We start from the raw sequence: 24,237 nt of genomic DNA, 5'->3' as shown, positions 1-24,237 counted from the left end.
AAAGATCTTTCATATAAAATGGAGAGGCTAAGTTGAAAGAGCAGCTGGTTACCACCTTTCGACTTGCCTCTTTTTTATTAATAAGGAACGCTTTTAGCTGTCCCCTGTTCTGTACAGCTTTTGCAAAAAGATTGCTTTGATGCAGAAGCAATAGGGAGACTATTAAACATACTGTTGGCAATAAATAAGGTACTATGAATCACGACTCTCTTGTTTAAGCGTTTTTTTTACATCTTTTTTAAATTGCTGGAGTTCTTGCTGAAGTTCTTCTTTGCTTATATCAAGTGTTTCCATCACATCATGAAATGATTTTTTTTCTTTCTTGTAAGCAATGATTTCTTCTAGTGGCTTTTCACTAAGCTTAGCGAGGGCTGCTGCTCCAATTAAAAAACGCAAATGAAATCCATCTTTGATATATTTATCGATTTCCTCGTCTGTTTTATTGGCGTACTCCGCTAAGTATTTCTGCACCTCTTTTTCATTATTTTTAACGAAGGTTTCCCACTTCCGCATAGCGTCAATACGTTTAAATTCTTCCATATCAATTCCGAGCTGTTGAGCTGTTTTTTCCCAAGATTTCGTTTTATTGTATAAGTCAAGAACATCATGAATGTTCTTATCCGCTTTTTTGCTTAATATTGCTGCCATGAAGATTTCTTGTTTCGAGTATCCCTGTTCCTTTAATTGCTCCGCTTTTTCACGCTCAATCAACCTATGATGATGTCCATGTTTATGGTCCTTTTCAGGGGATGCATGAACAAGAGTAGATGATAGGTTACATGTCAAAGCAACAATAAGGATCGCTGCTAGCATTGTTATTTTTTTCATCATACATTTTCTCCTTTATTTAAATTTAAATGAACCACGAAATTTATGATAACCAAAATATGTAAAATTATGAGCGCTATTCGGTTTTTGCCAAAAAGGGAGTAAATTTAATTCTCGTTAATGTTCCCTTTCACAATATTGACATGAAATCCATCGTATCATCGCTAAATCTTATAGTATTCTTATAGTGAAAATATAATAGTTGGCTGGAGAATTGGAGAAGCCGCAAAAAACTGTCTGGGTTCGGTCTGCCCATCAGGTTTTTTGCGGTTTCTTTTTTTAATCAAAAACATTTATTACGCTGGCTTTATGAAATCAATAGGAGGAAATGGCATGAGAAGAAAGATAGAAACGCAAGTGATTGTAATTGGCGGCGGTGTAACAGGTGCGGGGGTACTTCGGGATCTGGCAGTCCGTGGAATTAAAGCAATCCTCGTCGAACAGCGTGATCTTGGTCATGGAACTTCCTCAAGAAATCACGGGCTCCTTCATTCAGGTGGCAGGTATGCGGTAAGAGATGAAGAAGCGGCGATTGAAAGTTATCGGGAGAATATTATCCTAAAAAAGACAGTTCCTGGTTCAATCGAGCAAACTGGCGGCTTATTTGTGAAGGTACCAGAAGATGATGATGATTATGTGCAAAAATGGGTGTCTGCATGTGAAAAGGTTGGCATTCCTGTCAAGAACATTCCTCTTGAACAGGCGTTTAAGGATGAACCTTATTTAAGTAAAAAGATACAAGCTGTTTATTCAGTTCCAGATGGTTCAGTGGATTGTTTTACGCTAGTCGTTGATGTTGTTGCTGATGCAGTAACAAGAGGAGCTAGAGCATTAACTTATCATGAAGTGATTGAGATAATACGTGAAACAAACGGGGTAAGTGGAGTACTCGTCCGGAATCGTTATACTGGTGAAGAAATCGAAGTTCGTGGAGATATTGTGATTAATGCTGCAGGACCGTGGGGGGCTAACTTGGCTGAAATGGCAGGAATATCCTTGCATCTAATCAATAATAAAGGAATGCTTGCTGTTCTTAATCATCGATTTAACAGACAGGTAATCAATCGTTTAAGAATACCCGGCGATGCAGATATTTGTGTTCCAGCCCATAACGTAACGATCTTTGGAACAACAGGCGTTAATGTCGATGATCCGAACGATTTTAGCTTAGATCGACAAGAGTTGGAAATGATGTTGGAGGAAGGTGCAGCGTTAATTCCTGATTTGTTGAACATGCGCCTCATTCGAGCATTCAGTGGTAGCAGGCCTCTTTATCAAGAATCAACAGTCGCTGATACAAGTGGCCGCTCAGTTACGAGAGGTATCGCCTTGCTGGATCATAAACAGAGGGATGGTGTCGATGGCTTTATTACCATTACTGGCGGAAAGCTGACAACCTTTCGCTATATGGCTGAAAAAACAGTCGATATCGTTTGTGAAAAACTGAATATTGCTGCTCGCTGTACGACAGATGAGGAGATCGTTCCTCATCGAGAAGCACAAAGTTTTTTTAAAGAAGTCGATATGGCTCCCGCAGCGAAACATAAATTATTTCATTGGGCAGGAACAAAAGCAGAAAAGATTGAGCAGTCATTAAAACAACGTCCGATTGATCGGACTGTTATTTGTGAATGTGAGCAAGTGACATGGGCCGAAATAGAATCGACGTTGACCGAGGATAGTCCCTTTAATTTAGGGGATATTCGCAGAAGAACACGATTAGGAATGGGACCTTGTCAAGGGACGTTTTGCAGTTACCGTGCAGCAGCGGTAGCGGTGGAAAAAGATGCAGCTACTTCGGAACAAGCAGCATGGGCATTAAACGATGCTCTCAATGAACGTAAAAAGGGGATGACCGTTGTCGCAACAGGTGAAACGGCTAAACAAGCACAGTTAATGGAGGCGATTTACAACGTTTCATTACGTCTAAAGGAGGGGGCAAATCAACATGTATGATGAAATTATTGTAGGACAGGGGCTAACTGGATTATTAACAGCCATTTGGAGTCGTGAAGAAGGAAAGCAGGTTGCTTTAGTGTCTACTGGTTTGGGCAAGATTTTTCAATCAGCAGGCGTGTTGGATATACTTCCAGGGGAAGATAGCAGATTTGCAGATTTAATGGAGAAATACAAGTTAAATGCATGTTCACGATTAACGATATATGAAGCTGCGAAAAAATACTTTCAGTTAACGGAACGAATTGGTTACCCCTATCAAGGAAATATAGAGGCACCTATAACAATAATTACCGGATCGGGTAATCTTAAGGAAACGGCATTTTATCCAGATACGATTAAACCGATTCCTGAGCAAGGGCATGTGGTTATCGTTGGTTTTGAGGAGGTAGTGGATTTTCTTCCAAAGTATGTAAAAGGGAATTTACAAAAAAGCAGGCCAAGTTTACACGTAGATACGATGACAGTATCACTTGGAAAAGGTTCTTCAAGAACAATGTCGCAGCTTGATGCAGCACATCTGCTAGATCAGGAAAAAGTGTGCCAGCATGTTCTTGATCAAATCAAGTTAAAAATGGCGGCTAAAAAAATAGCAAAGCCGGAGCTATTTATTTTTCCGGCCGCATTAGGGTTTAATAATTGGCGGAAAGTATTGGAACAAGCAACGATCCAATTGCAGGCTGCGATAACGGAAGCACCGGGAATGCCGCCCAATGCGACAGCAATTCGCTTGCATGATAAATTAAAAAAAGAAGCCATAAAGCTTGGGGTAAGATTTTATGAAAATACGACCATCATCGGTGCAAAAATCGAGGACAATAAAGTTCAAGCAGTAATCACAAGTGCGAATTTAGAAATAAAGTCAGAGAGTTATATTATTGCAGCCGGTGGGATGTTAGGCGGTGGAATAGAGAAAACAGCTACGGGCTATAAGGATAAAGTATTGGGACTTGACCTTGATCATCATGGCTGCTACATGAGCTGTCCAGAAAATGTATGGCTAGTTGGCGCGAGTAACGGAATGAACGTGACACAATACGGAATAACTGGCGGTGTCTATTCCATTTTATCATGTTATCAAACGTTTACAGCACGTAAACAGCATATGAAGTTAGGAGGGCTCCAGCATGCATAATTATAACTTCCTAGACCGTTCATTTGATGCTTGCCTCAAGTGCCATGCTTGTACAGCAACTTGTCCGGTTTCAAATGTTTCCCTTGAGTTTGGCGGACCAAAGCATTTAGGCCCAGAATTAAAAAGACTTACGGATAATCAACAGGTTATTGATGATAAGCGAATTGAATTATGCACCCTTTGTGGAAATTGTGATATATCCTGTCCGGAGAATGTCCATGTTTCTACTCTAACAGCGTATGCGAAGGCGATTCATGCGGATATTGAAGGAACAAAGCTTCGCGATCATGTTCTAAGCAATGCTGAATTAGTTGGTGTGGCTGCATCAGCCTTTGCACCCATTACCAATGCTGCGATGACAATGAAGCCTGTTCGTCAAGTAATGCAAATGGTGCTGGGCATTCCTGCTGAACGAAAATTTCCACAGTATCGTTTTAACAATTTTAAACGTAAATATAGAAAAACAACTTCAGAGACTAAGAGAAAGGTAGCCTATTTTGTTGGCTGCTATGCTACTTATAATGCCCCTGAAGTGGCGGACTCATTTGTCGAGGTAATGAAGCATAACGGTATTGAAGTTGCAGTTCCAAAACAGAAATGCTGCGGTGTACCAATGTTTGCAAACGGTAAGATGGAGCAGGGCCTTAAGAATGCCAAGTATAATATCGAAAGTTTATTAGAGTATACAAGGCAAGGTTATGATATTGTTTTAACTTGCACGAGCTGCACCTTTGCTTTTAAAAAGGAATATATAAATTATTTACAATCAGCAGATGCACACGAGCTAGCGAAGCATGTCTATGATGCTGACGAGTATTTGCGTATGCTTAAAGAAGCGGGTGAATTCAATTCAAACCTTGCACCAATGAACGACAAGGCAGGTTATTATGCCCCTTGCCATATGAAGGGCCAGGGGATTGGTAATCCAGCCATGGATATCCTTGGACTTATTCCTGGCTATGAGATTCAAGATGTAGCAGCAGGCTGCTGTGGCCAATGCGGCACTTTTGGATTTAAAGAAGAGAAATATGAGATTTCAATGAAAATAGGAAAATCAATGTCTGAAGCAATTGCTGACGCAGATGCCGATTATACAGTAACTGAATGCGGCATGTGCAGAAATCAATTAGAACAACTTACGACAAAAAATGTCAAACATCCAATGCAAGTACTCGCGCAATCTTATGTGAAAAATCTCGAGGAAAGCGTGCATGCTTCTCCAAAATAACAAAGTGAGGAGCTGGAAAAAGGGTCAAATCTTCTTATTTATCGAAGATTTGGCTTTTTTTTATTCTCAAAAAGGATGAAAAAGCAGTGAATTGAATTAAATAGGTAAACAAGTTGTATATATTCTTTGTTGAAAAATTGTCACATTATAGCATTAAATTACGAAATGGAATTGTTGACAACGCTTTCAGTTATTCTTTATACTTTAGTTACAAGTTAATGCAATTGTGACGGAGATAAGGAGACTCACACAGCCCCTATTTTATGATAGGATGTACTGGTGTGGCTCCTTTTTTTTCTTCGTCGAAGTAAACCGATTACAATTTGATAGATGAGGAGAGAAAAAGATGACACAGTTTGTTGGAGAGATTGTTGGTACCATGATTTTAATTGCTTTAGGTGCCGGAATAGGGGCAGGTTCTTCTTTAGAAAAGTCCTATTCAAAAAATGCAGGGTGGATTGTAACAACACTTGCATGGGGACTCGCTGTCACAATGGGTGTGTTTGCAGTTGGTTCAGTCAGCGGAGCCCATTTAAACCCTGCTGTGACGGTAGGTTTGGCCATAACTGGAGATTTCCCATGGGCGGATGTTCCCGGTTATATCATTGCCCAATTTATTGGAGCGATATTAGGTGCAACACTTGTATTTTTACACTACTTACCACATTGGAAAGAGACAAAAGATCCAGGAACAAAATTAGGAGTATTTGCGACTTCACCGGCAATTCCGCATACTTTTTCCAACTTGTTAAGTGAGATGATTGGTACATTCATGCTTGTTCTTGGTTTATTATTTATAGGAGCAAATAATTTTACTGAAGGATTAAATCCACTAGTAGTAGGCTTACTCATCGTTGTAATCGGAATGTCCTTAGGCGGCACAACGGGTTATGCGATCAATCCAGCTCGTGATCTTGGTCCCAGAATTGCCCATGCCATACTCCCTATCCCAGGAAAAGGTGATTCAAACTGGAAATATTCATGGATTCCAGTCGTTGGTCCACTATTAGGGGGAAGTATCGGAGCCGTGTTTTATCAAGCCGTTTTCTTGGAGAAAGTTACCATCGCTTTATGGATGGTTTTGGCCATTTCCGCAGTTGTTCTAATTATTGCTTATTTTGTAAGCAAGAAACAATCTAGTATTATGAATGAAACAAATCAAGTAGCCTAAATTAAATGGGGGAATTGACAATGGAAAAATTTATCTTATCTTTAGACCAAGGAACTACTAGCTCTCGTGCTATTTTATTTAATAAAAATGGTGAAATCCATTACACTTCACAAAAGGAATTTACGCAGCATTTTCCAAACCCTGGTTGGGTAGAGCATGATGCGAATGAAATTTGGGGATCAATTTTAGCTGTTATTGCTGGAGCTCTTTCCGAGTCCAATGTTAAACCGGAACAGATTGCAGGGATTGGGATCACGAATCAGCGTGAAACAACGGTTGTATGGGATAAAGAGACGGGGACGCCAATATACAATGCAATTGTTTGGCAATCAAGACAAACGAGCGATATTTGCGAGGACTTAAAAGAAAAGGGCTATGTTGATTTATTCCGCCAAAAAACAGGATTGCTTATTGATGCATATTTTTCGGGAACAAAGGTCAAATGGATTTTGGACCATGTAGAAGGAGCCCGTGAACGTGCAGAGCGTGGTGAACTTTTATTTGGGACAATAGATACATGGTTGATTTGGAAGTTATCTGGTGGTAGAGCTCATGTTACCGATTATTCGAATGCATCGAGAACATTAATGTATAATATTCATGAATTAAAATGGGATGAGGAGTTGTTAGAAATCCTTGATGTTCCGAAAGCAATGCTTCCCGAAGTGCGCCCATCCTCGGAAGTTTACGGTTATACCATTGATTATCATTTCTTTGGAAAAGAAGTGCCGATTGCTGGAGCAGCAGGAGATCAGCAAGCTGCCTTATTCGGTCAAGCATGCTTTGAATCAGGAATGGCCAAAAACACGTATGGAACAGGTTGTTTCATGCTTATGAACACAGGTGAAAAAGCCGTTCAATCTGAACATGGTCTTTTAACAACGATTGCATGGGGATTAAATGGAAAAGTGGAATATGCTTTAGAAGGAAGTATTTTTGTTGCTGGTTCAGCGATTCAATGGCTTCGTGATGGTTTAAGAATGTTAAAGAATGCTAAGGATAGTGAAGAGTATGCAACAAAGGTTGCCTCAACGGATGGAGTATATGTGGTGCCGGCATTTGTTGGGTTAGGAACTCCGTATTGGGATAGCGATGTTCGCGGCGCGGTATTTGGTTTAACTCGCGGCACGTCTAAAGAGCATTTTGTAAGAGCGACATTAGAGTCACTTGCTTATCAAACAAAAGATGTACTGTCGGCAATGGAAGCAGATTCAGGGATTGTCTTGAAGAAGCTTCGTGTTGATGGGGGCGCGGTAAAAAATAATTTCTTAATGGATTTCCAAAGTGACCTGTTAAATGTTTCAGTTGAGAGACCTATTGTCAATGAAACTACTGCTCTTGGAGCAGCTTACTTGGCGGGGCTAGCTGTTGGTTATTGGGAAAGCCAAGAAGAAATTGCAAAACAATGGGCAGTAGATCGAAAGTTTGAACCAACGATGGAAGAGGAAAATCGTGCAGAGCTATATGATGGCTGGAAGAAGGCAGTAAAAGCAGCAATGGTTTTTAAATAAGAGTAAAATGGCTCCGTCAAAAAGCTGGTCACTTTCGTCTTTTTGACGGAGCTTTCTTTCTATAAAAGGGGAAAAGCCATTTTTAGCAGGGCTAGAAATGGCTTTTCCTTATCAACAAGTCCTCGGCTGTATCTCTATAAATCTATGAGACGATGGAGGAATTGGTTAAGGGAAATTGTTCAATATTCCCCTGTTCCTCTATTTTTCGTGTAACTTCAATATATTTGATGTGATGGTCTTCCATTTCGATAATTTTAAAGGAATAGGAATCAATTTCAATGATGTCACCTTCCTGGGCTTCATAATTTTCTGTTAAGATCCAGCCTCCAATGGTATCTACATCTTCATCATTAATATTAAGGTTAAATAGTTCATTCACTTCACTTACGAGTACTTTGGAATCAAGGATGTAATGGTCATCATTTATTTTACGCACTTCAGATACTTCATCCATATCGAATTCGTCGCGAATTTCTCCAACAATTTCTTCGATGATATCTTCTACTGTAACGAGACCTGATGTCCCTCCATATTCATCCATTAGAATGGCCATATGGATCCGCTCTTTTTGCATTTTGATTAATAAATCACCGATTGGAACCGTATCAATCACGCGGATAATTGGGCGAATATAAGATTCCATTGTTTGGGAAGCTATTTCAGGGTGATTTAATAAATCAGTCATGATTTCTTTTAAGTTCACTAATCCAATAATATGGTCTTTATCACCATCAATGATAGGGTAGCGCGTGAACTTTTCTATATACATGACCTCCAAGAATGTTTTTATCGTATCATCTTTTGATAATGATACGATTTCGGTTCGGGGAACCATGATTTCTTTTGCAATACGATCGTCAAATTCAAAAATTTTATTTACATACTTAAACTCAGATTGGTTAATCTCACCACTTTTATAACTTTCAGACAGAATTAGTCTTAGTTCTTCCTCAGAATGCGCTTCTTCGTTCTCCTTAGCAGGCTTTAATCCAAACCAACCGACAATGATTCGCGCTGCTCCGTTTAAAGTCCAAATAAATGGATAGAACAAGCGGTAAAACCAAATAAGTGGTCTAGCCACAACTAACGTGATTTTTTCGGCTTTACGGATCGCTACGGTTTTTGGAGCAAGCTCACCAACTACTACATGGAGAAACGTAATAAACAAGAAAGCTATCGCGATAGAAACAGCATGGGATAGAGGTGAAGGAATATTGAATTCCATAAATAATGGAGTTAGCATTTTAGCAATGGTTGGTTCTCCCAACCAACCAATTCCTAAAGCTGTAACAGTGATCCCAAGCTGACAGGCCGATAAGTATTCATCAAGATGAGTGATGACTTTTTTGGCAGCGATTGCACTTTTGCTTCCTTCTTCAATTAACTGTTCTACTCTTGAGCTCCTTATCCTAATGATCGCAAATTCTGAAGCGACGAAAAATGCCGTTAAAGCAATCAAAATGGCTAATAAAACCAAGTTAAATATGTCCAAATAAATTTCCTTATCCCGTCACAAACGAGTAAGGAGTCACCTCCCAATAAATTCAAAAATATAGTCTAGCCTGTTAATTCGGAAAGGGACTTTAATAACACTTCTCCTTCTGTATTGAGTAACTTGGAGTAATTCTCGGCTTGGTCAGCTTCAAGATTTTCGATCAATGGTATGAGAACGTTTAAATCGATTTGAAGCTGTTTCATTTGTTGGGTGACAGAGAGAATATGTTTTTTTAGTTCCCCTTCTTGCACTTCTTTTATTTTTTTAATCTCTAGTTTTCTCTTAATCTCTTCAAGTGGAATATAAAGATTTTTGCATTCCTCAATAAATCTTAAATCCTCCAAAGCTTGTTCTGTGTAAATTCGATAATTAGATTTTGAGCGTTGAGCTTTCAAGAGTCCAATACTTGTATAATAATCGATCGTTCTTTTTGATACATTTGCTAAACTTGCTAGTTCGCCAATGCGATACAATGCCCCATCATATCACCTCAATCTATTTCTATAATATATAATTATAAGTGATACAAAACCATACAGTCAAACGTTGCGGTTGTCAAAAAATAAGTTACTTTTAGTTTATTATAAATTGAAAGGAATATGAACGATTCTTTTAAAAATGTTTGAAAATACAAAAAAATCTGTTAAATAGTTTTACAGAGCAGAGTGTAGACAAACTCGAAAATCTTCGAGTTTGTCTACACTCTTTTTTCTTTTAAAATAGAATTAATTAAATAGCGCAGGTTGATTTCCACTCCGGGTGGCGCTTTCCGCGGGCGGGGCCGAGTCGCCTCCCTTGCTGCGCTCAGTCCAGGGTCTCGACTTTCCCGCTTTTCCCGCAGGAGTCGCCACCCTCCGCTCCAATCCACTTTATCTTTTTGAATATAGAATAAAGAAATTTTTAAGGTGACTTACAATGATGAGGAGAAATCAATCAAATGATAGAGCACAATTACCACTTGCAGTAGCTGCTGATGCAGCTTATAAAACCCCAGCGATTGCGAACTTTCTATTAGAGAATCAAATGTTCCCTGTCCTTTCTTACACTCGTCCAAAAACAAAAGATGGTTTCTTCCGAAAGCATGATTATGTGTATGATGAGTATGGTGATTGTTATCTCTGCCTGCAAGTGCAGTCTTCAAGTACACGACGACAAAGAAGGATATCGGCAATATAAATCAAATTCATCCATTTGTGCAGAATGTCCGTTTCTATCCCAGTGTACGGAAAGGAAACACCATCAAAAACTTATACAGCGTCATATTTGGGAAGCTTACATAGAAGAGGCAGAACATCTACGTCACAACGATGAAATCAAACAGATATACGCGAAACGCAAGGAGACGATTGAACGTGTCTTTGCGGATGCGAAGGAAAAGCATGGTATGCGATGGACAACCTGACGAGGTCTTAAAAACAAGTCTATGCAGGCGATGCTTACGTTTGCTGCCATGAACTTAAAGAAAATGGCCACTTGGACTTGGCAACCTGCTTGAGTGAGTGCCAAACTCGTTGATTGGAGCGGGAGGCGCTTGACTCCTGGGGGAATAGCGTGACAGCCGAGACCCCGCACTAGCATCCACGAGGAGGAGGCTCGGCGCACGCCCCCTGGAAAGCAAGCGTCTGGAGAGGAAATCAACGTTTTTAGCGCAATTCCAATCCAAAAATGACAAAATCCATCGATAGGGAGCCCTTTCGATGGATTTTGTCGACAGTCTGATCTGTTAAATAGTTTAACAGAGTAAGAGAAATCAAAAAACAATATGAAAAAGCATTATTTTCCCATCCACTCTCTTGCAAGCATGCTGTACATTAGTAAATGGTGAAATTGACCGTTTAAGTTTTCACCGTCTCGAACGAAACCTTCATAGGTAAAACCAAGTCTTTCTGGAATCGCACGGCTTTTTAAATTCTTTTCACCACAGCGGATTTCAATTCGATTAAGCCCCAATTCAAAGAAGATATAATTGAGGACTGCTTGAACAGAGCGTGTCATAATTCCTTTTCCTACAGCATCTTCTGCCAAAAAGTAGCCGATTGATGTTTGACGATTATACCAGTCAATATACTGTGAGCCGATATTGCCTACTAATCGCCCTTTGTATCGAATCCCAAAGCTAAATCCATTATGTCCACTTAATTGTATGAGCCAGAAGGAGATAAGTCCTTGAGTTTGTATAGGAGATAGAATTTCATTAACCCAAGGGAGCCATTTTTTTAAGAATGTTCTATTTTGATTAATTAGGTGAAAAAACTCCTCTGCATGTTGAGATTGAAGCAATTGTAGTTCAATTTCGCTGTCAATTTTCATTGTAAACATACTTTTCCTCCTTTTGTATGACTATCAAATCTGGTTTTTTGAAAAGAAAAATTTTTGAAGGATAAAAGTTCAAGAAATTTACATATTAGCTTTATGAGAAAGGTTTTATAGATATGTGTAAAAGGACTTAATTATTTGCTTTATATGACGGCGTTGATTTTGGCCCACTGTCCCTCCGATTCCATAAAGCGATGTGAGCTCATGGGATCAGTGGATCTTTTTGCTAATTAAAGGGTGTGTGAAACCAAAATTTTATACGAAATGAACCAAAAAACGTTTGTTCAACATTATGGTTTAACAATGCCGTTTTTTTTTCTGTTATCACTGTGATTTTTCACACTGTTGAAACAGATGAATCGTGCTATAACGAAAGAGAATCATTCTCAATTAATTGAAATTAGGTGATGAAAAATGCTAGCAGGTTTAAGGATTGGCAAACGTGCAAAAATAATTGATACGTCAGGAGCTGATCGATTAGTGCGAAGACGTCTACTTGATCTGGGAATTACAGAAGGGTCGGAAGTTTGTATTAAATGTAAAATGCCTTTTGGCGGACCATTTATGCTTGAATCCTGTGGGCAATGCGTTGGTATTCGTCGACGCGAAGCACAAACAATAAAGGTGGAAGAATTATAATGGATATTGCACTATTAGGTAACCCGAACACAGGAAAAACCTCAATGTTTAATAATTTGACTGGTTCATATGAATACGTGGGAAATTGGAGCGGGGTAACTGTTGAGAAAAAAGTTGGTCTTTTAAAAAAAGGGACAGCCTCTCTTATCGATTTGCCTGGTGTGTATTCATTAAATCCGCTTTCGAAAGATGAGGGTGTCGTAACCAATTTTTTGCTCCACGATTCTTTTGATCGAATGCTCAACATTATAGACGCATCCCAATTAGAACGAAATTTACATTTAACAATTCAACTTCTTGAATTCGGTCGACCTTTAATTATTGCACTTAACATGGTGGACGTAGCATCTAAACGAGGAATTGAAATTGATGTCGATAGGTTAGCTTCTCAATTAGGAACGAAAGTCGTACCTGTTATTGCCCGATCTGGAAGAGGTTGTGATGAGCTAGCTGAATTTGTTACGACGATTGAATCACCATCGATCAGCAGCTTTACTGTTTCGTATGGGGAAGAAATGGATGGAGCAATTGAGCGATTAGCGAGAATGCTTGAAGGGAAAGTGCACCATTCTGTTAGATGGTTAACCCTTCAATTATTAGAAGGAAATCATTATGTGAAGGCATATTTACAAAGCTTTATAGGCAGGGAAGAGTTAGAAACCTTTATACTTGATACTTCAAAAGCAATCCTTTCAAATTATGAAGAAAAAACAATCGACCACTTTATTTATCACAAAAGACAAGCAGCGATCGGAGAGCTTTTAAGAAACTCGACGTATACGGAGGAAGAAAATAAACAGCCGTTATCGGAAAAAATCGACGCTGTTATAACAAACAAATGGTTGGGGCTCCCTATTTTCTTTGTCATTATGTATTTTTTATTCATGCTTACTTTTGATTGGCTCGGATTTCCTCTTTCCGACATTTTAGATGGAATTATATCAGGACCGATTACGGGTGGATTAGAGGGCTTTTTATCCTTTATAGGTGCCTCTTCGTTTATTCATGCTCTAGTGCTTGATGGTATTGTCGCTGGGGTGGGGGGAGTCCTTGTTTTCGTGCCACAAATATTTATCCTCTTCTTTTTTATTTCGTTATTAGAGGATTCTGGCTATATGGCTCGTGTTGCTTTAGTTATGGATCGGTTAATGGAGCATGTTGGATTGAATGGAAAAGCTTTTATCCCAATGATGATTGGATTCGGCTGCAATGTACCAGGTGTTATGGCTGCAAGAACGATCGAAACTCCTAGAGAACGAATGCTTACTGTATTGCTCACACCACTGATGTCCTGTTCAGCTCGTTTGCCAGTTTACGCTTTATTTGTTGGTGCTTTTTTTGTCTCCCATAAAGCACTGATCGTATTATCACTTTATATTCTTGGTATTGTTGTAGCACTTATCTTAGCTAAAGTATTTTCAACCACGATTTTAAAGGGAGAAACTTCATTTTTCGTGATTGAACTTCCGCCATATCGGATTCCCCAAGGAAAGGCGCTCTGGAAGAGCACATGGGAAAAAGGGCAGGGATTTGTTAAGAAAGCAGGTACCTTTATTTTTGCTGGTTCAGTTCTCATTTGGCTGCTGTCTTATGCAGGACCACAAGGTCTGAACGTGGAGATGGACGATAGCTTTTTGGCAATGATTGGCGGTGTTTTTGCACCACTGTTAGCGCCATTAGGATTTGGAACTTGGCAAGCGGGCGCGTCACTATTAACTGGTTTTTTAGCAAAGGAAGCAATTATATCAACGATGAATATTATATATTTTGTTCCTGATGAGGCAAGCTTGCAAGGGCTGCTAATCAATAGTTTTTCACCTGTTGCAGCATACAGCTTTATGGTATTTATTCTTCTTTATATTCCTTGTTTGGCAACTGTTGCAACAATAAAAAAAGAAACTGGCTCTTATAAATGGACATGTTTTTCAATGGGATATGCATTGCTAATCGCTTACTTGCTCTCATTTCTTATTTACCAATTTGGCACTCTATTGGGCTTCTAGATAAGGGACATTGCTCATTTATTCACTAGGCTTAGCTAACTGAATTGTAGATAAAACAATTTTGGCTCTTTTCAAGGAAACCTTGGTTCGCACACCCTTCAGTAATCCTGAAAGGGTCGGAGAGATAAAGAGCCAAAATCAACACTGACATATTTTATAAAGCGCTTCACCGGAAGTTTAATGAGAGGTCAATCAATCCATACTAGGAAGGCGGAACCATGATGGTAAATTTTATTATTGGCGGCTTTATTTTTGGATATGCATTCTGGGCGCTTTGGAAATTTATTAATAGAGCGAAGCGAGGGAAATGTGCAAGTTGTGAGATTAAGGAGACTTGTTCAAGTGAATCATGCTGCGAAGGTACTAATAAATAGTAATTTAGCAATAGTTTTCCTTGAATAGCGGCTCCATCATCTTTATAATATATGTATAAAGTGTAAAATTACACCAATTTATACATGAGGGAATGACGATAGGTGACACGTGAAGAGATCATTTTAAAAGTATCTGAGAAATTGAGGCTTATTCGCACAGAGGCAGGATATACACAAGATAAAATGGCAGAAATTATCGGTGTATCAAAAAAAACATTAGTTCAAATCGAGAAGGGGAGAGTGTATGCCAATTGGCCAACGGTTGTGACGATATCGGCGCTTTTCAGAGAAACTGAAACAGTGCAATATTTGTTTGGCAATGAACCCCTTGAAGTATTAGAGACGGTTGCACGTGATGGAATCGATTATCGCAAGGAAAAAACTTTAGGAGGAAAAATTTGGTGGAGAGAAGTTGCCACAAAAAATGGCTTCATCCTCCAGCAAAATATTCTTAGCCAACATTATCGAATTCTAGATGACGAGTATTTTCGCATTTTCAGCAGTATGGATGAAGAGGCATCTTTAGAAAGATTTAATGAATTGGCGAAGGAATAATCATTCAGTCTCAAGGCTGAGAATGAAACCATCAGTGGACTCTTAAGAGTGCGAAAACTCTCCCGTAGTATAGAAATATAAATAATGCGAATGGGAGAACAAAATGAAAAAATTTAAAGAGATCTTTCAAAATCGAAATTACTTACGATTGTTTTTGGCAAATTTCACTTCACAACTTGGAAGCACAATTGGATTAACGGCTTTTATGTTTTATTTATTGGATCGATTTTCCGATCAGCCTGCCTATGCGTCCATAACGGAACTTATGTATTCGTTGCCTACATTAGCTGTTTTCTTTATTGTCGGGGTTTTAGCTGATCGCATGGATCGACAGAAAATAGCTTATTACTGTGATTGGATTAGCGCCATTTTATCGTTAACATTAATGGTTGCCATTTATGTAGGTTGGATGCCGCTTATTTTTGCTGTCCTATTTTTGCGAAGTGCAGTCCAGAAGTTCTTTTTTCCAGCAGAGCATGGAATGGTGCAAGGTATTCTGAAAAAAGATGATTATACTACAGCTGCTGGGTTAAACCAGCTTGTGATGAGCCTATTTATGTTATTTGGCAATGGTTTCGGAATTTTTGCCTACTGGACCGTTGGTATCTATGGGGCCCTAGTTGTTGATGTGTTATCTTTTTTGATCAGCGCGTTGTTAATTCGGGCTTGTAAAATAGACGATATGGTCAGAATGCCTAACGGAAAGCATCGTATCAAGGACTTAAGCAGGAAGATGATGCTGGATGATTTCAAATCTGGTTTCTTTTATATATTGAAGAATAAGCTTTTAAGAACGCTATTAATCGGCTTTTTTGTCTTTGGTGTTGTAAACGGTGGTTTTTCCGTTATGCCTGTCTTCATGCTTAAATATAAACTTGCTCCGGAGATGTATGAACAATTTTCGATCGTCATTGGTGTTGTCTTTGGTACAGGCATCTTAATTGGAAGCTTTATTGCTTCTCTTCTGAGTCAAAAGATAAAGCTCTATCAGTTAATAATTTATGGATTAATCGTTACAGGTGGGTTCGTTATCTGTTCCTCTGTTCCCAATAATCTTTTCTGGTTTATGGTCATTATTTTTATTTCATCTGTAAGCCTACCTCTTATCAATATTGGAATTGGAGGTTGGATGCCAAGCATTGTTGATCCGAAAATGATGGGAAGGGTGCAAGGAATGATTACACCACTAATGATGTTATCCCAGTCGTTAACTTTAGGTTTTATTACGGTTACCTTTCCAAAGCTGTTATCGATTGAAGCTTTATATTGGCTAGTTGGAAGTTGTCTCATCATCGTTGGTATTTTTTATTTATGTACTTTGCCGAAATACTCAAGTGAGAATGAACAAAGCGACGTGATTACCGAGGCAAAGGAAAGCGGTGTTTAAAAAAATCCTAATGTAGGATTTTTTTTTTTGAAATTTGAAGCTATTCTTTCATTATGATCGTATGTAATGATGGAGACTATCTTAGGACGTTTACTTTTGTATATGTCTTACAAAACATCGTATACAGGTGCTTCTAATTTAACGGCATTTTTCACAAGTTCGTGAACAATCAACTCATGATTGAATGTGAAAAGAGCCTTTCTCAACGAAAGCTAAGGGACTGATAAAAATGGGCAGGCTTAAGCAATTATTATTATTGATTACGGTCGTCGGGCAGCTTCTTGGAATCGTCATGCTTTTTTTTAATGTAGTAGTCGCTGTCCTCATTTTTATTTTGTATGGCGTATCGATTTTGGCTATTTTTATCCTATTAATTGTCGAAAGATTAAAAGAGAAAGAGGAGGACGATGAAAATGATTATCGTAACTACTGATTTTGTACCAGGAAAAGAAATAAAGGAACTTAAGGGATTTGTGCGTGGCAATACGATTCAATCAAAGCATATTGGGAAAGATATTTTGGCTGGATTAAAAACAATCGTCGGTGGAGAGATTGGAGAATATACACAAATGATGGATGAAGCCCGTCAAAAAGCAATAGGCCGCATGGTTGAAGACGCGAAAGCAAAAGGGGCAAATGCTGTAATTGCTATGCGTTTAGAGAGCTCCAGTGTGATGCAAAATGCTTCTGAGATCATTGCATATGGAACAGCCGTTTATGTTGAGTAGGAACATAACTTTTTTGAAAAATGGGAATTGACTTTTAATATTTGAGATGATAATCTAACAAAGTGGAAAAAATATGAAAAGATTGGGGGTTACGAAAATGATGACAATGATTAAACCACTAGCTGAAACTAAATACAACCATAACGTAACCACCCCCAGCATTTAAACTTTTAATTTATCGCTCCTAAAATGAAAGGCACTGGTCTACGTTTTCCTGTAGCGTGTGCGCTTATATGAGAAAAGGCATGTCGCACTAGATCGATATGCCTTTTTTTGATCAATCGGCGATCTAATGCTGCTCCTTTACCTATAAAAGGTGGTCGGAGTTTGCAGAGCATGCTTTTTTTTTAAAACATCGACAGTGATGTTCAACAGATTTTTCGATAGTGAACGAGGAAACTCGTTTTCTATAAATTTAAAAAATGGCTTTGTTAAATAATGTTGGGGATAAAATGATTTTAGGTTATTTTCATCTAATCAGAGAGGAAAGGAACTAAAAATCAACTCCAACATATAACATGGCCCAAAAATAAGGAGGAATGAACATGTTACAAATTATCAGAATGGTATCAACGGTGGAGCTTGAAGGTGGTTAGTAAAAAACAGACAGATGAAAGGAGAGTGCTTTTTTGTTCTCTATACTCAAGAAATTAAGCTGGTTTTTTAAAGAAAATTGGAAGAGATATACAGTCGCAATCACATTGCTTATTTTCGTCGGAATTTTGGATGTTATGCCGCCGCGACTTGTGGGGATGGCAATTGATGATATGCATGTTGGAAGTATGACCGGAGAAAAGATTTTTCAATACATCGCCATCTTTGTTTTAATCACAGCAGTATCCTATGGTGTAACTTACATTTGGATGTATCAGCTCTTTGGCGGTGCTTACCTTGTTGAGAGAAAGCTGCGTTCTCGATTTATGAACCATTTATTAAAGATGACGCCGACTTTTTTTGAAAAGAATCGAACTGGCGATTTAATGGCGAGAGCAACTAACGATCTAAAGGCTATCTCGATAACAGCAGGGTTTGGTATTTTAACCTTAATTGATTCCAGTATTTTTATGCTTACGATTTTATGTACGATGGCAATTTTGGTGAGCTGGAAATTAACTTTGGCAGCGATACTCCCCCTACCAATTATGGCTTGGTTGATGAAAATATACGGTGATCGAATTCATAAAAGATTTACGGAAGCCCAGGATGCTTTTGGTGAACTTAATGATCGCGTTTTGGAATCTGTAGCAGGTGTGAGAGTGATTAGGGCATATGTGCAGGAAAGAGCAGATGAAAAAAGGTTCCACTCATTAACAGAAGATGTTTATCAAAAAAATATTAAAGTTGCCAAGATTGATTCTTTAATTGATCCGACAATTCATATTTTAGTCGGTTTGAGTTATATTATTGGGCTTGGATATGGCGCTTATCTCGTTTTTCATCAAACGATTACGTTAGGTGAGCTTGTTTCTTTTAATGTTTATTTAGGAATGCTTATCTGGCCAATGTTTGCCATTGGTGAGTTGATTAATGTGATGCAAAGAGGGAATGCCTCGTTGGATCGAGTGGAGGAAACATTAGCTTATGAGCAGGATGTAAAGAATCCAAAGAATCCTGCAGAAGTAGAAGAGCCAAAAACGATTGATTTTAAAAATGTAACATTTCAATATCCGTCCTCAAAATTTGCAAATCTGTCTCATATTCAAGTGAATCTGAATCAGGGAGAGACTCTGGGTATCGTCGGGAAAACCGGAAGCGGAAAAACGACATTTATAAAGCAGCTTTTGCGAGAATATCCAAGTGGTACAGGTGAGTTATCTGTAACAGGAATTTCTTTGGAAAAGCAAAGATTAGAAAATACAAGGGAATGGATCGGTTATGTTCCGCAAGATAATTTCCTGTTTTCTAAGTCAGTAAAAGAAAATATTCTTTTTGGAAAAATGGAGGCCACAGAGGAAGAGCTGAAGAGAGCGATAGAATTGGCCGATTTTAAGAAGGACTTAGAAATTCTGCCAGAAGGGCTAAATACTTTAGTAGGTGAAAAGGGAGTCGCTTTATCTGGTGGACAAAAGCAAAGGATTTCTATTGCTCGAGCACTAATTAAAGATCCAGAAATTTTGATTCTTGATGATTCATTGTCTGCGGTTGATGCAAAAACAGAGCAAAAAATTATCGAAAATATTCGCCAGGATCGCACTGGAAAAACGACCATTATAAGTACACATCGAATGTCGGCGGTTCAGCATGCAGATAGAATTATTGTTCTTGATAACGGAAAAATCATTGAAGAAGGGACACACGAACAATTACTAGCGTTAAATGGTTGGTATAAAGAACAACATGACAGACAGCTTGTGCAATCGGCAATAGAAGGGGAGGTGGTTTCATCATGAAAACAACAGGTAGACGATTATTCGACTATGCCCTCTTGTATAAAAAAATGATTGTTGCTGCTTTATTAATGCTAACAGTAGCAGTTGTAGCAGATTTGTCGGGTCCCTTTATTGCTAAACATTTAATCGATAATCATGTACTTGGAATCGAATCAAGTTGGATTCAAACGGATAGTGGGAAAGACACAGTCGAGTATAAGGGACATTTCTATAAAAGAGAAGATTATTTGGAGGGAAATGAAACGAAGCTTGAAAGTGCTCGCATCCTTCAGGTTAATCGAAATTTTGTCTTTATTGAGGGAGACATTGAATTCGATGGGGAACGTTCTTTTCACGATGGGATGCTTACTATCACTAGTGGTGAGAAAACGGCAACATATGACGCACTGGTGCTCAGTGGAGCTGAACTGCTGCAATTCTACATGCCTGAAGTGCCAAGGATGTTGAAATTATTAGCTTTCTTTTTTGGATTGCTTATCATAGCAGCTTTCTTTCAATACGGTCAGCGATATGTATTGCAGAAAACAGCTAATCGTATTATTCAAAAGATGAGGGAGGATGTATTTGCACAAATTCAAAGGCTGAGAATTCATTATTTTGACAATCTTCCAGCAGGAAAAGTAGTGGCGCGGATAACCAATGATACAGAAGCAATCAGAGAGTTGTATGTTACGGTGCTTTCAACCTTTTTTACAAGCATGATTTATATAACTGGTATTTATGTGGCTCTCTTCATTTTAAATGTAAAATTAGCGCTTATTTGCTTGCTTCTCATCCCGATTTTATACGCTTGGATTATTCTTTATCGCAAGTATGCTTCACAATACAATCGAGTAATACGTTCGCGAAATAGTGATATTAATGGAATGGTCAATGAATCCATTCAAGGGATGAATGTGATTCAAGCGTTTAATCGCGAAAAGGAAATTCAGTCCGATTTTGAAAAATTGAATCATGAACACTTCAGATTTCAAAATAAGCTTCTTAATTTAAACTCGTTAACGTCTCACAATTTGGCAGGTGTACTGCGTAATATCGTGTTTGTCGCATTTATTTGGTATTTTGGAGGCGAATCACTCAGTGCTTCGTCCGTCATTTCCCTTGGGATGCTTTACGCGTTTGTTGATTACGTAACCCGGCTTTTCCAGCCAGTCCAAGGAATTGTTAATCAGCTTGCTAATTTAGAACAGGCTCTTGTGGCAGGTGAGAGGGTTTTTAAACTTTTAGATGAAAAGGGAATTGATGTGAGTGATCAAATGATCCCAAGATATAAAGGGAATGTGTCCTTCCAGCATGTTTTTTTCGGCTACAAGGAAAACGAGTATGTGTTAAAGGATATTGATTTTGAGGCAAGGCAAGGGGAAACGGTTGCTCTTGTCGGACACACAGGATCTGGAAAAAGCTCCATCATCAACCTGCTGTTTCGTTTTTATGATTGTCAGAAAGGTTCAATTTCTATTGATGGGATTAATATTCAAGATATTCCTCATCAAACACTTCGCAAGCATATGGGGATTGTTCTGCAAGACCCGTATTTATTCTCGGGAACAATCGCATCGAATGTAAGTTTAGATGATCCGGCGATTTCTAGAGAAAAAGTCGAGAAAGCATTAAAGAATGTAGGGGCCGATAAAGTATTTCGCAATTTAGAACAAGGCTTTGATGAGCCTGTTCTTGAAAAAGGCAGCACCCTTTCAAGCGGGCAAAGGCAGTTAATTTCTTTTGCTCGGGCGCTTGCTTTTGATCCAGCTATCTTAATTTTGGATGAAGCAACTTCCAGCATTGATACTGAAACGGAGGTCATTATTCAGGAAGCAATGGATGTATTGAAGGAAGGTAGAACAACTTTTATCATTGCTCATCGTTTATCGACGATTCGAAACGCCGATCAAATTATTGTTTTAGACAAGGGACAAATTGTTGAGCGAGGAACCCATGATGAATTAATGGCATTAAAAGGGAAATATCACCAAATGTATCAACTGCAGCAAGGGCAATCAGCTAAAGTTGGGTAATAAAAATCACAGCGAATTTTAAAAATGTTCAACAAAAATACAAAATATAGACACAAAATAGTGCGAAATATCAAGAAGACCTTCCTCTTTGCTATGTTACTTTATAAACAAAGAAGCACATAATAGAGGGGGAGAGAAAATGGAGGAATTAAGTGTTACATTAGCGATTGCAAGCTTAATAGTACTTGTTTACTATATCGGAAACGCAATAACAAGTGCTGAAAAATAAAAATGTTTTAAGTTGAAAGGAGCTGGGACATAACTAGCTTCAAATAATGAGAAAGGTGAATTTGAGGGTACTCAAATTCACCTTTCTCTATTTTTGTGTGTTCATTTTTCTATTACCTTAGTTAATGGCCGTGAATTTTCTTAAATTCACGGCCATTAACGCGAGACCCATTTCGTTTTCTACCTTCGATTTTCCTCGTACAGAAAATCGAGTGAAACGCAAATTAGCCTTCAAGAATCCAAAAACTGGTTCCACATCGATTTTGCGTTTTCGATAGATGGCACCTGTTTTCTCTTCTGAAAGCTTCGCTCTCACATATTCTTTTTGCTGTTCCCATTTTTCGTTCACCATTAGTTTTCGATGGTTGCCTTCTTTTGCCTTGGTACATGATGAACGGAATGGACAGCCCGAACATTCTTCACATTCATAGACTTTAAATTCCCGTTTAAAGCCTGTTTTATCCGTACGTTCAGAGCGATATTTAAATAAAAGGCGTTTGTGATTTGGGCATGTGTATGTATCGCTTTCTTCATCATACTGCCAGTTGTCTGGATTAAACTTGTTTTGTTTATGTTTTTTCTTTTGTTCCTTCACATACATGTTATACGTTATTAGTGCTTCTCGGTTTCTGTTTGAAAGGATATCATTAAAGTTTTGTTCGCTGCCATAACCTGCATCTGCCACAATATGCTTCGGTAATTCGAAATAACCTTTCTCGATTTCATCTAGAAATGGAATTAACGTACGTGTATCTGTCGGATTTGAAAATATACTATACGCAAGTGTGTATTGACCTTCCGTTGCGATTTGTACATTATAACCTGCTTTCAATTGACCATTCTTCATATAATCATCTTTCATTCGCATGAATGTTGCATCAAGGTCTGTTTTCGAATAACTATTACGTGTACCCAAGATTTCAAAGTCCCGTTGATAGTTCTGTTTCCGTACAAGATAATCAGTTAACTGCTTACGCACTTGCTTTGGATATTTTCGTTCACTTCTTAATGCTTTTCTTTCTTCTACGCTCGATGATGCTTCTATTTTTTGGTCATATTCCGTAATGACTTCATCTACTTTTTCAATCATTTGATCGAGTTCTTCAAGTGATAATTGCTCATCACTTTCTCGTTCAATTTCAGGTAAGATCTCTTTTTCAAGTAACTCATTGTACAGTTGATTTGATTTTTCAATTAAGCTTTTGTGATATTTTTCAATCGACTTTTTCCACACGAATGTAAATTTATTCGCATTCGCTTCGATTTTGGTCCCATCAATGAAAATCGCTTCTTGATCGATTAGTTCTTCTTGTACAAGTTGACAACGGAATTGGACGAAACTTTGGCGAATGAGATCTTTCACTTGAGGTTGAACACGGAATCGGTTAATTGTTCGGTAGCTTGGTTCATATCCTTGAGCTAGCCACATCATACGGATACTATCTTTTAAAAGGGCTTCGATTTTACGACCAGAAAAGACAGACTGCGAATAAGCACATAAGATAATTTTTAACATCATGCGTGGATGATAAGCAGGGCACCCCTCATTTCGAAAAAATGGTTCAAGGGCTTCAGGTGGAATACTTTCCACTAAGTGATGTATATGGAAGGCAATATCATTTTTTTGTAACTTTACTTCTAAATCTAAAGGCAAAATTAATTGATTCATGTTATAATTTTTAAACATAAGGATCCTTCTTTCTGTATGATTTGGTTGTGGTGACTTAATTTTATCAGAAGAGGTCCTTATTTTTATACAAAAATGAATCAAAGCCAGTGAAATTTTACGTGTCGTAAAATTTCACTGGCTTTTTCATTTTAGAGATGGGTTTTGTCCCACCCTCTTAGCCATATTTATTAAATTGTTATATTTATGCCGATACTAATGATTAGAAGCTACCGCCTAATTGTTGCTCAGCCATTTGAACTAAGCGCTTAGTGATTTCTCCACCAACAGAACCGTTTGCGCGAGATGTAGTGTCAGCTCCTAAATTAACACCAAACTCGTTAGCAATTTCATACTTCATTTGGTCTAATGCTTGAGATACTCCAGGTACTAAAAGTTGGTTTGAAGAACTGTTGTTTGCCATTGATGTACACTCTCCTTCAGAATTTTTGTCTAATGGTTGGGTTAGCTGGAATTGCACCAGCAAGCAAGTCACTAGCCATTTTGCGAGTTTACCTGCCACCTATACTTGGTTTAACCCAGTATGTTTACCGCTGCTGCGGTGTTTACTTTTAGTATGGAATTTTTAAATCGTTTTATTCCATCAAATAT

Annotated in this window: 20 protein-coding genes and 1 pseudogene; 15 read left to right on the top strand and 6 right to left on the bottom strand. The window is 38.4% G+C overall.

Annotation, left to right across the window (positions count from 1 at the left end; translation table 11 throughout):
- Nucleotides 1-192: 192 nt before the first annotated feature.
- Entirely contained in the window at nucleotides 193-831 is a 639-nt protein-coding gene (locus tag NST02_RS18835) for a hypothetical protein (protein ID WP_095314850.1), read from the bottom strand.
- A gap of 330 nt (nucleotides 832-1,161) precedes the next feature.
- On the opposite strand from NST02_RS18835, the gene glpA reads away from it, so the two are divergent.
- From glpA to glpK, 5 genes are all read left to right on the top strand, one after another.
- A complete protein-coding gene (gene glpA / locus NST02_RS18830) occupies nucleotides 1,162-2,784 on the top strand; it encodes an anaerobic glycerol-3-phosphate dehydrogenase subunit GlpA (RefSeq protein WP_212933947.1) in 1,623 nt (540 codons plus the stop codon).
- Nucleotides 2,777-3,919 carry an FAD-binding protein gene (locus tag NST02_RS18825; RefSeq protein ID WP_340949569.1) on the top strand — a complete coding sequence of 381 codons (1,143 nt, stop codon included), beginning with the start codon at nucleotides 2,777-2,779 and terminating at the stop codon, nucleotides 3,917-3,919. The genes glpA and NST02_RS18825 overlap by 8 nt, the downstream gene beginning before the upstream one ends.
- On the top strand, nucleotides 3,912-5,147 hold the full coding sequence (locus NST02_RS18820; protein WP_340949568.1) for an anaerobic glycerol-3-phosphate dehydrogenase subunit C: 1,236 nt from the start codon (nucleotides 3,912-3,914) through the stop codon (nucleotides 5,145-5,147). Before NST02_RS18825 ends, NST02_RS18820 begins: the two co-directional genes overlap by 8 nt.
- A gap of 346 nt (nucleotides 5,148-5,493) precedes the next feature.
- On the top strand, nucleotides 5,494-6,318 hold the full coding sequence (locus NST02_RS18815) for an MIP/aquaporin family protein (protein ID WP_095314846.1): 825 nt from the start codon (nucleotides 5,494-5,496) through the stop codon (nucleotides 6,316-6,318).
- Between the two features lie 20 nt (nucleotides 6,319-6,338).
- Entirely contained in the window at nucleotides 6,339-7,829 is a 1,491-nt protein-coding gene (gene glpK, locus NST02_RS18810) for a glycerol kinase GlpK (RefSeq protein ID WP_095314845.1), read from the top strand.
- A 142-nt stretch (nucleotides 7,830-7,971) separates the two neighbouring features.
- Here the strand turns inward: glpK and NST02_RS18805 are convergent, their stop codons facing one another.
- Nucleotides 7,972-9,321, bottom strand: coding sequence for a hemolysin family protein (locus NST02_RS18805; RefSeq protein ID WP_340949567.1), 1,350 nt, complete (start codon nucleotides 9,319-9,321; stop codon nucleotides 7,972-7,974).
- Between the two features lie 65 nt (nucleotides 9,322-9,386).
- Nucleotides 9,387-9,797: a MerR family transcriptional regulator gene (locus NST02_RS18800; protein WP_095314843.1), complete on the bottom strand. Its 411-nt coding sequence runs from the start codon at nucleotides 9,795-9,797 to the stop codon at nucleotides 9,387-9,389.
- Between the two features lie 475 nt (nucleotides 9,798-10,272).
- Between NST02_RS18800 and NST02_RS18795 the strand changes: the two are divergent.
- Nucleotides 10,273-10,819 (top strand): annotated as a pseudogene (locus NST02_RS18795) (transposase); the annotation flags it as partial.
- Nucleotides 10,820-11,097: 278 nt separating this feature from the next.
- On the opposite strand, the gene NST02_RS18790 reads toward NST02_RS18795, so the two are convergent.
- Nucleotides 11,098-11,643 carry a GNAT family N-acetyltransferase gene (locus NST02_RS18790; protein ID WP_137743628.1) on the bottom strand — a complete coding sequence of 182 codons (546 nt, stop codon included), beginning with the start codon at nucleotides 11,641-11,643 and terminating at the stop codon, nucleotides 11,098-11,100.
- Between the two features lie 411 nt (nucleotides 11,644-12,054).
- On the opposite strand from NST02_RS18790, the gene NST02_RS18785 reads away from it, so the two are divergent.
- The 9 genes from NST02_RS18785 to NST02_RS18745 all read left to right on the top strand — a co-directional run bounded on the left by NST02_RS18785 (nucleotide 12,055) and on the right by NST02_RS18745 (nucleotide 21,731).
- Nucleotides 12,055-12,279: a FeoA family protein gene (locus NST02_RS18785; RefSeq protein ID WP_095314810.1), complete on the top strand. Its 225-nt coding sequence runs from the start codon at nucleotides 12,055-12,057 to the stop codon at nucleotides 12,277-12,279.
- On the top strand, nucleotides 12,279-14,282 hold the full coding sequence (gene feoB, locus NST02_RS18780; RefSeq protein WP_340949565.1) for a ferrous iron transport protein B: 2,004 nt from the start codon (nucleotides 12,279-12,281) through the stop codon (nucleotides 14,280-14,282). The genes NST02_RS18785 and feoB overlap by 1 nt, the downstream gene beginning before the upstream one ends.
- Nucleotides 14,283-14,500: 218 nt before the next feature.
- The gene (locus NST02_RS18775) at nucleotides 14,501-14,656 is read left to right on the top strand and encodes a FeoB-associated Cys-rich membrane protein (RefSeq protein WP_095314808.1); all 156 of its coding nucleotides are present in this window, start codon (nucleotides 14,501-14,503) and stop codon (nucleotides 14,654-14,656) included.
- Nucleotides 14,657-14,758: 102 nt separating this feature from the next.
- A complete protein-coding gene (locus tag NST02_RS18770) occupies nucleotides 14,759-15,211 on the top strand; it encodes a helix-turn-helix transcriptional regulator (protein ID WP_095314807.1) in 453 nt (150 codons plus the stop codon).
- A 103-nt stretch (nucleotides 15,212-15,314) separates the two neighbouring features.
- Entirely contained in the window at nucleotides 15,315-16,598 is a 1,284-nt protein-coding gene (locus NST02_RS18765) for an MFS transporter (protein ID WP_137743625.1), read from the top strand.
- Nucleotides 16,599-16,827: 229 nt separating this feature from the next.
- Nucleotides 16,828-17,031 carry a hypothetical protein gene (locus tag NST02_RS18760; protein WP_137743624.1) on the top strand — a complete coding sequence of 68 codons (204 nt, stop codon included), beginning with the start codon at nucleotides 16,828-16,830 and terminating at the stop codon, nucleotides 17,029-17,031.
- A complete protein-coding gene (locus tag NST02_RS18755) occupies nucleotides 17,012-17,326 on the top strand; it encodes a YbjQ family protein (RefSeq protein ID WP_095314804.1) in 315 nt (104 codons plus the stop codon). Before NST02_RS18760 ends, NST02_RS18755 begins: the two co-directional genes overlap by 20 nt.
- A gap of 629 nt (nucleotides 17,327-17,955) precedes the next feature.
- On the top strand, nucleotides 17,956-19,716 hold the full coding sequence (locus tag NST02_RS18750) for an ABC transporter ATP-binding protein (protein ID WP_095314803.1): 1,761 nt from the start codon (nucleotides 17,956-17,958) through the stop codon (nucleotides 19,714-19,716).
- Entirely contained in the window at nucleotides 19,713-21,731 is a 2,019-nt protein-coding gene (locus tag NST02_RS18745) for an ABC transporter ATP-binding protein (protein WP_095314802.1), read from the top strand. Before NST02_RS18750 ends, NST02_RS18745 begins: the two co-directional genes overlap by 4 nt.
- A 346-nt stretch (nucleotides 21,732-22,077) precedes the next feature.
- Here the strand turns inward: NST02_RS18745 and NST02_RS18740 are convergent, their stop codons facing one another.
- Together NST02_RS18740 and NST02_RS18735 are read right to left on the bottom strand one after the other, a co-directional pair.
- A complete protein-coding gene (locus NST02_RS18740) occupies nucleotides 22,078-23,646 on the bottom strand; it encodes an IS1182 family transposase (RefSeq protein ID WP_137744929.1) in 1,569 nt (522 codons plus the stop codon).
- Nucleotides 23,647-23,848: 202 nt separating this feature from the next.
- Complete coding sequence (locus tag NST02_RS18735; RefSeq protein ID WP_095314801.1) at nucleotides 23,849-24,049, bottom strand: alpha/beta-type small acid-soluble spore protein; 201 nt, start codon at nucleotides 24,047-24,049, stop codon at nucleotides 23,849-23,851.
- Nucleotides 24,050-24,237: the final 188 nt, after the last annotated feature.

This window comes from Robertmurraya sp. FSL W8-0741, from assembly GCF_038004005.1.
Taxonomy (GTDB): Bacteria; Bacillota; Bacilli; order Bacillales; family Cytobacillaceae; genus Robertmurraya; species Robertmurraya siralis.
Note: the sequence above shows the minus strand (reverse complement) of the source record. Positions and strands in the feature narration are given on the sequence as shown.